This window comes from Williamsia muralis NBRC 105860 (genome assembly GCF_001598915.1).
GTDB lineage: Bacteria > Actinomycetota > Actinomycetes > Mycobacteriales > Mycobacteriaceae > Williamsia > Williamsia muralis.
The window spans coordinates 104,057-117,511 of the sequence record NZ_BDAP01000006.1 but is presented as its reverse complement, the minus strand read 5'-3'; the positions used below and the strand labels follow the sequence as shown (position 1 = coordinate 117,511).

Here is a 13,455-nt window from a genome sequence, read left to right as displayed (position 1 = left end):
CCGCGTCGTCTCGAGCGCTACGCACCGGTTCGGATCAGTGCGCCGCGCACGCGGCCGCGCGTCGGCACTAGCTGATGTGCCGGTTGGCGGCCCACCTGGTGAGTGCGTTGCGATTGGACTGCTGGGTCTTGCGAAGAACGTTGGACGCGTGGGTCTCCACCGTCTTGATCGAGATCACGAGGTCCTCGGCGATCTCCCGATACGTGAACCCCCGGGCAAGCAGCCGCAGGACCTCCATCTCGCGTGGTGTCAGCGAATCGAGTTCGGGATCCAGATGTGGTTCCGGCACGGGCGATTTCCCGGTGAACGAATCGAGCACGAATCCGGCCAGTCGCGGACTGAACACGGCGTCCCCGTCGGCGACACGACGCACGGAGTCGGCCAATTCCGAGCCGCCGATCGTCTTGGTGACATAGCCGCGGGCACCCGCGCGAATGGTGGCGATGACGTCTTCGGCGGCGTCGGACACACTCAGCGCCAGGAAGACGGGTGACTTCTGCGGTGCGGCGTCGGCGACACCTCGCAGCACCGCGATCCCTCCACCGGCAGGCATGTGCACATCGAGCAACACCACGTCCGGCGACGACTGGAGGATGCCCGCGATCGCATCGGCAACTGCGCCTGCCTCCCCGACCACGGCCATGTCGGTCTCCGAGGCCAGTTCCGCTCGTACGCCAGAGCGGAAGACACCGTGGTCATCCACAAGAAACACCCGGTATGGCTCACTTCGGCCGGTCATCGCCCCAACTCTCTCAATTCACCGCATCCGATTCGGAACCGGCGTCCTCACCGAGGTCCGTGACCAACGGTGTCTCGCCGCCACGCGGCATCGACATCCGGACATCGACCCCTCGACCGGCGGTCGACTTGATCTCAACGCTACCGCCGTGCCGCTGCACCCGCGCTTTGATCGACCCCGACACCCCGCGGCGATCTTCTGGTACCTGGTCGGGATCGAAGCCGACGCCACGGTCGCGGACGAACACCTCCACCTGCGAGCTCTCCACCTCGGCGTACACATCAACCGAGCGTTCCCCGGAGTGTTTGGCGGCGTTGACAAGTGCCTCCCGCGTCGCCGCGATCAGCGCAGCCCATCGACGGTGATCGCCGCTCCACGAGGGATCATCGGCCGTGACGTCGCCGACGGTCACCACCTCGACTTCGACGCCGTAGTGATCTTCGACCTCGGCGGCCACGGCCTTGAGTGCGGTGGTCAGCGAATCACTCTGCTGCCCTTCACCTTCGAACAGGTAGCGGCGCAGCTCGCGTTCCTGACTCCGCGCCAGGCGCTGCACTTCTTCGGCATGTCCCGACCGCTTCTGGATCAGCGCCAGGGTCTGCAGCACGGAATCGTGGAGGTGCGCGGCGATCTCTTCCCGTTCGGCATTGCGGATGCGTGCGGCGCGTTCGGCACCCAGCATCCGGGCCATCCGCAACCACAACGGGATCGTCAGCAGCAGCACACCCAGTACCGTCGCGGCGACGGCCAGCAGCGTGGTGCTCAACCCGCCGATCCGGTTGTTCCCGGCCAGCACCACCACCACCAGGCCGATCACCACCAGCGTTGCGCCACCGGCGATTCGGGTCCAGGTGATCGCCCGGGCCGACGCGGATCTGGGCCTCCATGTCGAATCGAGTTCGCGCCAGACGAGTGATGCGCCGACCGCCACCACCACGAGCGGGATGAGGAACTGCGCGGGGGTGCCTGAGGCCACGAACCCCACGGACACCACTGCGACCACGCCGACGATCGCCAGGCCGATTCCCTGCCGCCGTTCGGACGAGGTGGGCGGTTCGGTGTCGGTACCCGGCGGGCACATGAACCAGAGCAGACCGTAGGCGCACACGCCGGCCCCGGCCAGTGCGCTGAGCACGACGAACACCACGCGCACCCGGAATGCGTCCACTCCGAGGTGGTCGGCCACGCCTCCGGCGACCCCGCCGATGACACGGCCACCATCACGGCGGTGGACACGTTCGACTGTTGGCACCAGTCGATAGTGGCACGCGCTCGCGGTCGCACACATCAGGGACAATCCCCAGATGTGATTCCAGGGAGCAGATCAGGGTGAATCCCGATGGTGCGGTGCCCGACCCGTGATCAGTATTGAACACATGAGCGGAGATGTCCCGAAGACGAAGCGAAGCGGAGCTCGACCAGAAGTCCCGAAGACGAAGCAAAGCGGAGCTCGACCATGAATGCCGACGAAGCGAAGCGGAGCTCGACCATGAATGCTGCATCCAGTCCCACCATCAATGCCGAAGTACTGCAGAACATGTGGCAAACGCGCCCGGCACGTGCCGCGTCGGGTTCGACGATCGGCGGTGTGTGCACCGGGATCGGTGTCCGGTACAAGGTCGACCCCACGCTCGTGAAGGTGGCGTTCATCGTCTCGGCACTGTTCGGCGGTGCAGGCATCCTGCTCTACATCGCTGCGTGGATCGTGCTGCCCGAGGGCGCTCCTGCTCAGTCGTCTCCGGAAACAGCGATGCGCCCCAAACGCTTTCGGCACGGAATGCGTCATGCCTCATCCCACCCTCCGACCGTTGTCGCGGTGGCCGTCGTGGCCGTCGTGGCCCTGATCGCCGGACCCCATCTTGCGTGGAGCAGTGGTGGCCTCTTCGGCCTGGCGCTGATGATGCTGGGCTGGTGGTTGCTCTACCAGCGCACACCGGTCCCCGAGCCCGGTACGAGCGCCGACACGTTGGGGCAACAGGCAGCCGGCGATCCGGTCACCGCAGGCGGTTCGTGGTGGCAGACCGCCACAGGTGTGCACAGCCCTGCTGCGGGCGGGCACTTCCAGAGCTGGACTCCCCGCGCCTGGCTCAAGGAGGACCCTCCGGCGACGGCGACCGACGCAACGCAGACGACTGATGGTGAGGAGGCGGACTCCGATGTCGAACCGCCGCTCCCGACCCCACCTTCGTGGGACCCACTGGGTGCAGCGCCTTTCGCCTGGGATCTGCCGGAGCCGTCGTCGCCGGTGGAGCGCACACCGTCGTCACGCTTCACCCCGGTGGTGCTCGGTATCGCGGTCATCGTCGCAGCGGTTGCGGCGGCGATCGGCACGGAGGTGGATTGGTTCGGTCCGGCACGGGTCGGGGCCATCGCGTTGGCCGTGGTCGCCGGCGGGTTGGTCATCGGAGCTTTCGTCCGCAAGGGCGGTGGCCTGATCCCGATCGCCATTCCCCTCGCCGGGTTCGTGGTGGTCGCCACGGTGATCGGCAACGTGAACCTGCCCGAGGGCGGCATCGGCGACCGCGATTGGAAGCCGCTCTCGGTCGCCGATCTCCAGGACGAGTACTCCCTGACGATGGGTTCGGCACGACTCGACCTCACCGCACTCGAACTCGACGCCGACAAGAAGGTGACGATCGACATGGGTGTCGGCGACTTCAAGATCATCGCGCCCGAGAACATGAACCTGCGCGCCGATTGTGAAGTGGCCATCGGAGAGGTCAAATGCCCCGAAGGTCTCGAGGGCGGACCTGATGGATCCCAAGGTCCGGTGCTGACCATCGACGCCCATTCGAAAATCGGAAATGTGGAGGTCATCCGTGACTAAGTTCGCACCATTTCAAGCCGTGACCGGAATTGCCGGACTATTGGTGGCCTTGTGGGCCATCGCGGGCGGCCCCGAACTCAACGGCTCGGATTCGACGATGTGGATCGCGCTCGCCGTTGCTGTCGGGGTGGGACTCATCCTGATCTTCAGCGGAGGCAGAGACAAGAAAAAGCTGCCCGGGGTGTCCGAGCACGAAACGACCAGCTAGCAGTATTCGCATCGATCCGGCCGCGTAGCAGCGGCCGGATCGATGCGTCGTTCACCGTGACAGCGGCTTTGTCCACGTAATCGAATAGCGGTAGAGCAATTCCCGCCGAAAACGTGATCCGGGCAGGAGTTCAGACGCATGGGTGCGCATTTCCCGATACGAGACCGGTGGCGGCCACACAATGGGCGACGGCTGTTTCCACACGTTTCGCCGTGCCACTGCGGCGCCCGCGGCCACGATGGACACGTAATCCAACGCACGATCGCGTAGACCTTCACTGCCCGCACAGCCGACCACGACAAGCGTTCCGCCAGGGCGGATGAGTTCTCCCATGCGCCGCAGGCCATGGCGGGGATCCATGTGATGCAGTGTCGCAACCGAGACGACCGCATCGAACGACTCCGGTTCGAACGGATGACTGAGGACGTCACCACAGATGTAGTCGATGTCGTCCGACTTCGCCGCCGCCATGTCGACGCTCGCCTCATCGCAGTCGATCCCGACCACGTGCGGTATGGATCGATGTAGAAGTCGGGTCAGCATTCCCTCGCCCGATCCGACGTCGAGCACCGACGCTGCTCGTCCCTGCAGCGACCGCTCGATGAATGGGTAGTAATGAGTGTTGAAATTCCAGTGTTTCGAATCCGATGCAATGTGGTCATGGTCTTCGATTCGAAGAAGAGACCAACGCTCTTTGACCGAATTGTTGCCGCTCATGATCGCCATTTGATGCCCCCAACCTGTTCGTGGACACCCAACACAAACGTGTTGTGTCCCACATATGAACCGTGTACTTCACCGTGTTGCCCGAATGGTGAATTCACAAACGAGGTCGATTCGACAATTCGGTGATACGACCCCGCTCGCACTCACCATTACTTTTGCAAACGTAGCACGGAGACGATTCAGGGTTGCCCCGGCGATCACTCTGATTGATTCGTCAGCAAGTTCACAATAGGCAGACACAAATCAAACATTGAAATGCGTGCTGGTCGCAGCCCAAAACAAAGGCCGGACATCCGATTCAGAGCGAATGAATGGAAAAAGCCCATACGGGAGTGAAACTATTTATTCACGTCGACGAATGGAACGCGCCGCGCCCGCAGGCACGACAGCGAGCCTATTCCCATTCGATGGTGCCCGGGGGCTTGCTGGTGACGTCGAGTACCACCCGGTTCACCTCAGGCACCTCGTTGGTGATCCGAGTCGAGATCTGTTCGAGCACCTCGTAAGGAATGCGGGTCCAGTCGGCCGTCATCGCATCTTCGCTCGACACCGGGCGCAACACGATCGGATGGCCGTACGTGCGGCCGTCGCCCTGCACACCCACACTGCGCACGTCGGCGAGCAGAACCACCGGACACTGCCAGATCTGGTGATCCAAACCGGCGGAGGTCAGCTCCTCACGGGTGATCAGATCAGCCTTTCTGAGGAGTTCGAGACGGTCTGCGGTGACCTCGCCGACGATCCGGATCGCCAGACCCGGACCCGGGAACGGCTGGCGTCCGACGATCTCCTCCGGCAGACCCAACTCGCGCCCAACAGCCCGGACCTCGTCTTTGAACAGCAGGCGCAGTGGCTCCACCAGGCTGAACTCGAGATCCTCCGGCAGACCACCGACGTTGTGATGACTCTTGATGTTCGCCGTACCGGTTCCACCGCCCGACTCCACGACGTCGGGGTACAAGGTGCCTTGGACGAGGAAGTCGACCTTCTCCCCTTCGGCTGCCCGGTCGCCGAGCACATCGCTCACCGCTCCTTCGAAGGCACGGATGAACTCGCGGCCGATGATCTTGCGTTTGGTCTCCGGATCACTGACGCCTGCCAACTCACGCAGGAACGTCTCCTCGGCGTCAACCGTCACCAGACGAGCGCCGGTAGCGGCCACGAAGTCCTGCTGAACCTGCTCGCGTTCGCCGGCCCGCAACAATCCGTGGTCGACGAAAACACAGGTCAGACGATCTCCGATGGCCCGCTGTACCAGCGCGGCAGCTACCGCCGAGTCGACCCCGCCGGACAGACCGCAGATGGCGGTGCCGTCACCGATCTGTTGACGGACCTGCTCCACAAGCGCATCGGCGATGTTCGCCGCGGTCCAGGTGGGCTTGAGGTCGGCGACCTCATGCAGGAACCGGGTCAGGATCTGTTGCCCGTGCGGTGTGTGCATCACCTCGGGGTGGTACTGCACACCGGCCATCTGACGTTCGATGCTCTCGAACGCGGCGACCGGGGCGCCCGCCGTCGAAGCGGTGACCTCGAACCCGGGCGGCGGTTCCTGGACCGCGTCGTTGTGGCTCATCCACACCGGCTGTTGGGCCGGGGTGCCCGAGTGCAGCACGCCGCCCTCATTGGTCATCGTGGTGCGACCGAACTCGCGCCCACCGGTGTTCGCCACGACGCCGCCCAGCGCATTCGCCATGGCCTGGTAGCCATAACAGATCCCGAACACCGGAACGCCGAGGTCGAACAGATCGCCGTCGATTCCCGGGGCGTCGTCCGCATAAACCGACGCAGGTCCCCCGGACAGGATCAGCGCGACCGGATTCTTCGCCTTGATCTCGTCCAGGTCGGCGGTATGGGGGATCACCTCGGAGTAGATCCGGGCCTCACGCACGCGACGCGCGATCAGCTGGGCGTACTGCGCCCCGAAATCGACCACCAGAACCGGTCGCGGAGCCGCTGATTCCACACCTGTATCTTCGCTGTCTGCCACGCCTGTCAGTCTAAACCCGGCCGGGGTCGGGCCCGTCCCACCGGCAACCGGACGAGGTCGGCACTCAGGCGCTCACACCGTCGGTCTTGGTGATCACCGTCAGTGGCAGCCGAAGCGCACCGGGCGCATCCGCCGGAACCACCGGCGCCTTGGGCGGCGTCGGCGAGATCCGTTCGTAGGGCTGCCCCTGCGGCGGCCGGATGTCGTGCTCACCCTTGTTGGGCCACAACGCAATTGCGCGTTCGGCCTGGGCACAGATCGACAGCGAGGGATTCACGCCCAGGTTCGCCGAGATGGCCGCACCGTCGGTGATGTGCAGGGTCGGGTAGTTCCACACCCGATGGTAGGGGTCGATCACACCGGTGTCGGGACTGTCGGAGATCACACACCCACCGAGGTAGTGAGCGGTGAGCGGCATGTTGAACACATCTCCCCAGGTTCCGCCGGGCAGACCGTCGAACTGTTTGGCCGCACGCTCGGTGGCTTCGTTACCCGCAGGGATCCACGTGGGGTTGGGCTCCCCATGGCCCTGTTTGGTGGTGACCAGACGCCACGGCCCGAACTTCTTCACGAAGGTGGTGAGCGAATTGTTCCGGTTCTGCATCACCAGCAGGATCACCGTGCGCTGACTCCAATGCCGCAACCAGATCAGCTGCAGAACGCCCCGCCAGCCCTCTTCACGGGCCTTGTCGAGCAGCTTGAGCCGCCTCGACCGACCCGGCTTGTCGTCGGTGAGGAATGTCTGCAGCGCCGCAATGGCGTTGGATCCCTTGCCATATCGGACTGGTTCGATGTGCGTGTCGGGCGACGGGTGGAAGGACGAGGTGATCGCGATGCCCTCGGAGAAATCCTGCGCCGGATCGTAGGAACGGCGCATCGCACCCAAGATCGATTCGGAGTTGGTGCGGGTCAGCACACCCAACGTCTCGGAAAGTTCCGGCAGCGAACCCCTGTCCTTGGCCAGGTGCATGATCTTCTGGGTGTTGAACGTACCGGCGGCGACGATCACCTGACCCGCGGTCAGGGTCCGGCGGCGGGCACCGATCCGGCCCCAGGCCGCCGACCGAGCCGTGTGCACCTTCCAGCTGCCGTCTGCCTGCGGATCCAGCCCGGTGACCGTGGTGCGGTCGAGAATCGTCGCCCCGCGTGATTCGGCCAGACCGAGGTAGTTCTTCAGCAGAGTGTTCTTCGCGCCGTACCGGCATCCGGTCATGCAGGCGCCACACTCGACACACACCGTCCGGTCGGGGCCTGCACCACCGAAGTACGGATCGGCCACCCGCTCACCCGGAGTTCCTGTGCCACCGGACTTCTCACCGAAGAAGACGCCCACGGGGGTCGGCCCGAAGGTGTCCCCCACCCCCATCTCGTCGGCCACCTGCCGCATGACGCGGTCGGCGTGGGTGACGATGGGGGTGCTGACCACACCCAGCATGCGGCTGGCCTGGTCGTAGTACGGCGACAGCTCGCTCTCCCAGTCGGTGATGTGCTCCCACTGTGGATCCCGGAAGAACGGTGTCGGCGGTTTGTAGAGAGTGTTGGCATAGTTCAGCGACCCGCCGCCGACGCCCGCACCGGCCATCACCATCACGTCTTTGAGCAGATGGATGCGTTGGATGCCGAACATCCCGAGCTTGGGAGCCCACAGCCACTTGTGCAGTCGCCAACTGGTTTTGGCGAACTGGTCGTCGGCGTACCGTCGGCCCGCTTCGACGACACCGACCTTGTAGCCCTTCTCGACCAGCCGTAAGGCGCTGACACTCCCACCGAAGCCCGATCCGACGATCAATACGTCGTAATCGTGCTTCTCGCGAGTGGCCGGCTGCTCGGGCTGGGAGTAGCTGTTACCGCGTGATACAGACACCACGCCATCGTACATTGGTACGTTACCGGCCGGTAATGTATGGCGAATTCTCGTGTGAGAAGAGCCAGGGGCGTGGTCAATCGCAGGCCGACAAGCCGACTTTCTGGAACTCCTTGAGGTCGGAGTAGCCGGCCTTGGCCATCGAACGCCGCAATGCGCCAACGATGTTGAGGTGTCCGAACGGGTCGTCGGTGGGCCCGTGCAACACCGTCTGCAGATCCGGCCTGCCTTCGTCCTCGGCCACGGCCAGCAGTGCGCCACGAGGCATCGACGGATGCGCGGCGGCAGCGGACCAGTAATAGCCGCGGCCGGGCGCCGAGGCTGCCGCAGCCAGAGGTGTGCCCAGGACGGCGGCGTCGGCGCCACAAGCGATCGCCTTGGCGAGCTCGCCGGAGTTGTGGATGTCGCCGTCGGCGATCACGTGGACGTAGCGACCGCCGGTCTCATCGAGGTAGTCGCGGCGGGCCGCCGCGGCATCGGCGATGGCGGTGGCCATCGGGACCCCTATCCCGAGGACTTCCCCGGTGGTGGTGGCCCCCGCGGTGGAGCCGTAACCGACGATCACCGCGGCAGCACCGGTACGCATCAGGTGCAGGGCGGTGCGGTGGTCGTGCACGCCACCGGCGATCACCGGTACGTCCAGTTCGGCGATGAAGGTCTTGAGGTTCAGCGGTTCGGAATCTCCTTGGGAGACATGCTCGGCGGAGATGATGGTGCCGTGGATGACCAGGAGCTCCACCCCTGCAGCCACCAGCACCGGCGTGAGCTCGGCAGCCTTCTGTGGGCTGACCCGCACCGCGGTGGTGACGCCGGACTCACGAATCGACGAGACAGCCTGACCGAGCAGGTCAGGATCGATCGGTGCCGCATGGAGTTCCTGCAGCTTGCGCACTGCCGCTGTCGGATCGATCTCGTCCTCGGCGATCCGCACCACCTCGGCGATCTTGGCCTCGACATCGCGGTGACGAGCCCAGAGACCTTCACCGTTGAGGACGCCGAGACCCCCGTGCCGACCCAGTTCGACAGCCGACTGCGGCGAGACGAGCGCGTCCGTGGGGTGACTCAAGATCGGGATCTCGAACCGGTAGGCATCGAGCTGCCACGCGGTCGACACCTCTTTCGACGAGCGGGTGCGCCGAGACGGCACGATGTTGATGTCGGCGAGCTCGAAGGTACGGCGAGCCGTTCGGCCCATCCCGATTTCCACATGATCTTGCACGAAGGTGCCTTTCGTCACTGCTGCACACAGAACCGCATCGGTGACCACCGACAGATCGGTTCACGAACTGGTTTGACCTGCCCGAACTGATCGAAGCCGGCCGCCTGGGAACTCAGCGAGAAGTGTAGTTGGGCGCCTCGACGGTCATGGTGATGTCGTGCGGATGGCTCTCTTTCAGGCCCGCCGCCGTGATCTGGACGAACTGGGCGTTCTGCAGCTCGGCGATCGAGCTCGAGCCGGTGTACCCCATCGCAGCGCGCAGTCCGCCACCCAGCTGATGGATCACCTGGTTGAGCGGTCCACGGAACGGCACTCGTCCCTCGATGCCCTCGGGAACGAGCTTCTCTTCGGAGAGCACATCGTCCTGGAAGTAGCGGTCTTTCGAGTAGGACTTCGCCTGGCCACGCCCCTGCATCGCGCCGAGTGAGCCCATCCCCCGGTAGCTCTTGAACTGCTTGCCGCCCACCAGGATCAGCTCGCCCGGGGCTTCCGCGGTGCCGGCGAGCAGCGAGCCGAGCATCGCGGTCGATGCCCCTGCCGCCAGCGCCTTGGCGATGTCCCCGGAGAACTGCAGCCCGCCGTCGGCGATGACCGGAACCCCGGCCGGCTTGCAGACCGCAACTGCTTCCATGACCGCAGTGATCTGCGGGGCGCCCACGCCGGCGACCACACGGGTGGTGCAGATCGAACCGGGTCCGACCCCGACCTTGACCGCATCGGCACCGGCCTCGACGAGAGCGGCAGCGGCGGCACGGGTCGCGACGTTCCCGCCGACGATCTGCACCTTCGACCCGATCTCTGCCTTGAGTTTGCTGACCATCTCCAGGACCAGACGGTTGTGCGCGTGCGCGGTGTCGACGATGATCACGTCCACCCCGGCATCCGACAGCGCCATGGCCCGATCCCACTGGTCACCGCCGGTTCCGACCGCGGCCCCGACCAGCAGCCGCCCGTCGGCGTCCTTGGTGGCATTGGGGTGCTGCTCTGTCTTGACGAAGTCCTTCACCGTGATCAAACCGGTCAGGCGACCGTGCCCGTCAACGATCGGGAGCTTCTCGATCTTGTGCCGTCGCAGCAGGCCGAGCGCGGCTTCGGCGGACACACCCTCCTGGGCGGTGATCAGTGGCGCCTTGGTCATCACCTCGGAGACCGGCCGGTTCTGATCGACCTCGAAACGCATGTCTCTGTTGGTGATGATGCCGACGAGCTCGCCGGCGTCGTCGGTGACGGGCAGGCCCGAGATACGGAAGCGGGCACACATCGCGTCGACCTCGGCCAGCGTGTTCGACGGGCTGCAGGTCACAGGATCGGTGACCATGCCGGCTTCGGACCGCTTGACCGTTTCCACCTGCCCCGCCTGGTTCTCGATCGAGAGGTTGCGGTGCAGCACACCCATCCCACCGGCGCGGGCCATCGCGATGGCCATGCGGGACTCGGTGACGGTGTCCATCGCCGAGCTCACCAGGGGCACCCGCAACGTGATGTCGCGGGTCAACTGCGACGAGGTGTCCACGTCGCTCGGGATCACGTCGGAGGCCGCGGGCAACAGCAGGACGTCGTCAAAGGTGAGGCCGAGCATGGCGACCTTGTTCGGGTCGTCGCCGCCGGTCCACACCGGGCCTCGTGCCTGGGCGGAGCCGGCTGTCGGGTTGTTCATTCCGGGCACGCTCATTCCGGTCAGGCCTGTTCCACTTCGGATCGGCATGTTGTCATTTCGATGAGTCCATCCTATCTGCTCGGCGGACCTCCTCAGGACGTCGCATCCCGCCCTCGGCGGTGCCCTCGTCGAGCGCTGACTCGGCGGTCGACCCTCCCCTCACGCACCACAGGTCGTTCACCCATGTGAAGGAGGATCGTTCATCCAACCGGCGTCGATCTTTCATTCATGCGGTGCACAGACTGGCGCCGGTGGGGTGAGGCTGACTACCGTGGTCAGCGTGCGAGATCATCTGCCGCCGGGGCTGCCACCGGACCCGTTCGCCGACGATCCCCGAGGGGACCCATCGGCGGCGCTGGACGCCGCCCCACCCGGTGAGCCACTGGACGCGAACGAACGCATGGCGATCGAGGAAGACCTCGCCGATCTCGCTGTCTACGAGGCACTTCTGCACCGCCAGGGGATCCGCGGTCTCGTCGTGGTGTGCGACGACTGCCAGCTCGACCACTATCACGACTGGGACATGCTGCGCGCAAACCTGCTGCAGCTCCTGGTCGAGGGCACGGTACGACCGCACGAGCCGGCCGTGGACCCCAGTCCGGAGGCGTACGTCACCTGGGATTACTGCCGCGGTTACGCAGACGCGACGATGCACGCCAAGGACGAGGACTGATCTACTTCCCCAACCGCGGGCTCGGGCCGATCAGCCCGGCGGCGGTAGCGGGACGCTGCTGGTGGTCGAGGTGGTCGTCGGGGTCACCGGCGACTCACTGGTCACGGTCTCATCGGTGGTCGGTGGTGGCGTGGACACCGAGGTCGTCTCCGACGGGATCGCCGTCACCGTCTGCTGCGTCTCGGTGATCGTCACCGGGGGCAGCTGAAGCTGTGGCAGCTGCGTCTCCAACGGCGGAAGCGTGACGGTCGTCGGGAGAGTGATGGTCGGCAGGATCGCCGTGAGCAGACCACGCAACTGGTCGATCTTCGCCTGCAGCTCGGCCCGCCTGTCGGTGTCGGTGACATCGGCAAGCTGGGACTCCGCACGGTTCAGATAGTCCTGGGCCGCGGACTTGTCACCCGTCGACAACAGGTCGACGGCGTGATCGAGGTCGTTCTCGACGTCCCCGGCGGCAAGCGTTGCCGAGGCATCCGCCCCGAACATCGCTTCCTTGACTCCCCAGAGCCGATCGCCGGGCGAGGCGTCATGGGCCACCACTGACAGACCGCCGAACACGATCGCACATGCTGCCGCGGCGCCGGCCGTGTATCGGGCTACCGTCAGCGACCGGCGACGGGTCGCGGTCCTTCGCTGCGCGGCGATGCCCGCCTCGACCTCTTCGAGGGTCGGACCGGCAGGCATCGGGGCGCCCGTCACTTCGGCGCGCCAATTCGACAGCAGCGCCGCCAGTTCGTGGTCCACAGGCGTGTGCGCGGGAACTCCGCGCTGAGACACCAGGGCGTCGATGAACTCGTCGTCGGCGCGGACCGCGCCGAGGTTCACCGGGATGGAGTCTTCATCGAGCGCCTCGGATGCCGATGAGGGCACGCTCTGGAAACGCTCGTCGGATTCATCACCGAACCCCTTGCCACCACGTCGATCGCGCCTGTCACCCATCGCCCTCACCTACCCTTCTCGATCTCGGTCTTCAATTTCGCGAGTGCCCTGTGTTGAGCCACCCGCACCGCTCCCGCCGTACTCCCCACAGCGGACGCGGTCTCTTCGGCCGACAACCCGACAACCAGTCGGAGCACCAGCACCTCACGCTGCTTGTCCGGGAGCGTCGACAACAGTTCGTTCATCCGACGGCCCGCGTCGGAGTCCAGCGCCCGCTGTTCGGGTCCGTCGTCGACGGCCATCCGCTCGGGCATCTCATCCACCGGCTCGGCTTTGTTACGACCGGCCGCTCGATGAGCATCGGCAACCTTGTGGGCGGCGATGCCGTAGACGAACGCCATGAACGGTCTGCCCTGGTCTTGATACCGGGGCAGAGCTGTCATGACGGCCATGCAGACCTCCTGCGCTACGTCGTCGGCGGAGAGCGAATGCCGCTCACCACCTCCGACCCTGGCCCTGCAATAGCGCACAACCAGGGGGCGGACACTTTCGAGTACGTCGGAGAGAGCCGATCGGTCGCCCTGCGCTGCGGCAGTGACAACCCGGTCCAACTCTTCACCTGTAAAAATCATCGCTCGTAGACGTCTCCGCGTTACCTTCGCCGATTGGTGCCGGC

The 13,455-nt window shown here is 65.3% G+C and carries 12 protein-coding genes; 3 read left to right on the top strand and 9 right to left on the bottom strand.

The features are described from left to right. Window positions 1–67 precede the first annotated feature (67 nt). On the bottom strand, window positions 68–739 hold the full coding sequence (locus WIMU1_RS20700; RefSeq protein ID WP_023962046.1) for a response regulator: 672 nt from the start codon (window positions 737–739) through the stop codon (window positions 68–70). Between the two features lie 13 nt (window positions 740–752). Then, entirely contained in the window at window positions 753–1,991 is a 1,239-nt protein-coding gene (locus WIMU1_RS20695; protein WP_245969066.1) for an ATP-binding protein, read from the bottom strand. A 237-nt stretch (window positions 1,992–2,228) separates the two neighbouring features. Here WIMU1_RS20695 and WIMU1_RS20690 point away from each other — a divergent pair, with 237 nt between their 5' ends. Next, window positions 2,229–3,566, top strand: a complete 1,338-nt coding sequence (locus WIMU1_RS20690; protein WP_084248467.1) for a PspC domain-containing protein — start codon at window positions 2,229–2,231, stop codon at window positions 3,564–3,566. A 19-nt stretch (window positions 3,567–3,585) separates the two neighbouring features. Further along, window positions 3,586–3,774 carry a hypothetical protein gene (locus WIMU1_RS20685; protein WP_062800026.1) on the top strand — a complete coding sequence of 63 codons (189 nt, stop codon included), beginning with the start codon at window positions 3,586–3,588 and terminating at the stop codon, window positions 3,772–3,774. Between the two features lie 51 nt (window positions 3,775–3,825). On the opposite strand, the gene WIMU1_RS20680 is transcribed toward WIMU1_RS20685, so the two are convergent. The 5 genes from WIMU1_RS20680 to guaB all read right to left on the bottom strand — a co-directional run bounded on the left by WIMU1_RS20680 (window position 3,826) and on the right by guaB (window position 11,227). Beyond that, window positions 3,826–4,491, bottom strand: coding sequence for a class I SAM-dependent methyltransferase (locus WIMU1_RS20680; RefSeq protein ID WP_084248466.1), 666 nt, complete (start codon window positions 4,489–4,491; stop codon window positions 3,826–3,828). A 403-nt stretch (window positions 4,492–4,894) separates the two neighbouring features. After that, window positions 4,895–6,487 (bottom strand): glutamine-hydrolyzing GMP synthase, encoded by a 1,593-nt coding sequence (gene guaA, locus WIMU1_RS20675; RefSeq protein WP_235189656.1) that lies wholly within the window; start codon window positions 6,485–6,487, stop codon window positions 4,895–4,897. Window positions 6,488–6,551: 64 nt separating this feature from the next. Beyond that, window positions 6,552–8,276 carry a GMC family oxidoreductase gene (locus tag WIMU1_RS20670; RefSeq protein ID WP_062800276.1) on the bottom strand — a complete coding sequence of 575 codons (1,725 nt, stop codon included), beginning with the start codon at window positions 8,274–8,276 and terminating at the stop codon, window positions 6,552–6,554. 151 nt (window positions 8,277–8,427) lie between these two features. Then, window positions 8,428–9,546 carry a GuaB3 family IMP dehydrogenase-related protein gene (locus WIMU1_RS20665; RefSeq protein ID WP_369792669.1) on the bottom strand — a complete coding sequence of 373 codons (1,119 nt, stop codon included), beginning with the start codon at window positions 9,544–9,546 and terminating at the stop codon, window positions 8,428–8,430. A 136-nt stretch (window positions 9,547–9,682) separates the two neighbouring features. Further along, entirely contained in the window at window positions 9,683–11,227 is a 1,545-nt protein-coding gene (gene guaB / locus WIMU1_RS20660; protein WP_062800274.1) for an IMP dehydrogenase, read from the bottom strand. 280 nt (window positions 11,228–11,507) lie between these two features. On the opposite strand from guaB, the gene WIMU1_RS20655 reads away from it, so the two are divergent. Then, entirely contained in the window at window positions 11,508–11,900 is a 393-nt protein-coding gene (locus WIMU1_RS20655) for a DUF5319 domain-containing protein (RefSeq protein WP_023962030.1), read from the top strand. 30 nt (window positions 11,901–11,930) lie between these two features. On the opposite strand, the gene WIMU1_RS20650 is transcribed toward WIMU1_RS20655, so the two are convergent. Together WIMU1_RS20650 and WIMU1_RS20645 are read right to left on the bottom strand one after the other, a co-directional pair. Beyond that, window positions 11,931–12,839: an anti-sigma-D factor RsdA gene (locus WIMU1_RS20650; RefSeq protein WP_062800024.1), complete on the bottom strand. Its 909-nt coding sequence runs from the start codon at window positions 12,837–12,839 to the stop codon at window positions 11,931–11,933. A 5-nt stretch (window positions 12,840–12,844) separates the two neighbouring features. Continuing rightward, window positions 12,845–13,411, bottom strand: coding sequence for a sigma-70 family RNA polymerase sigma factor (locus WIMU1_RS20645; protein WP_023962026.1), 567 nt, complete (start codon window positions 13,409–13,411; stop codon window positions 12,845–12,847). Between the last annotated feature and the right edge of the window lie 44 nt (window positions 13,412–13,455).

What these genes read in the sequence shown, in the direction of transcription:
- WIMU1_RS20650 (WP_062800024.1), bottom strand. Translation starts at nt 12,839, where the DNA reads ATGGGTGACAGGCGCGATCGACGTGGTGGCAAGGGGTTCGGTGATGAA.
- WIMU1_RS20645 (WP_023962026.1), bottom strand. Translation starts at nt 13,411, where the DNA reads ATGATTTTTACAGGTGAAGAGTTGGACCGGGTTGTCACTGCCGCAGCG.
- WIMU1_RS20665 (WP_369792669.1), bottom strand. Translation starts at nt 9,546, where the DNA reads ATGGGCCGAACGGCTCGCCGTACCTTCGAGCTCGCCGACATCAACATC.
- WIMU1_RS20690 (WP_084248467.1), top strand. Translation starts at nt 2,229, where the DNA reads ATGAATGCTGCATCCAGTCCCACCATCAATGCCGAAGTACTGCAGAAC.
- guaB (WP_062800274.1), bottom strand. Translation starts at nt 11,227, where the DNA reads ATGAACAACCCGACAGCCGGCTCCGCCCAGGCACGAGGCCCGGTGTGG.
- WIMU1_RS20680 (WP_084248466.1), bottom strand. Translation starts at nt 4,491, where the DNA reads ATGAGCGGCAACAATTCGGTCAAAGAGCGTTGGTCTCTTCTTCGAATC.
- WIMU1_RS20700 (WP_023962046.1), bottom strand. Translation starts at nt 739, where the DNA reads ATGACCGGCCGAAGTGAGCCATACCGGGTGTTTCTTGTGGATGACCAC.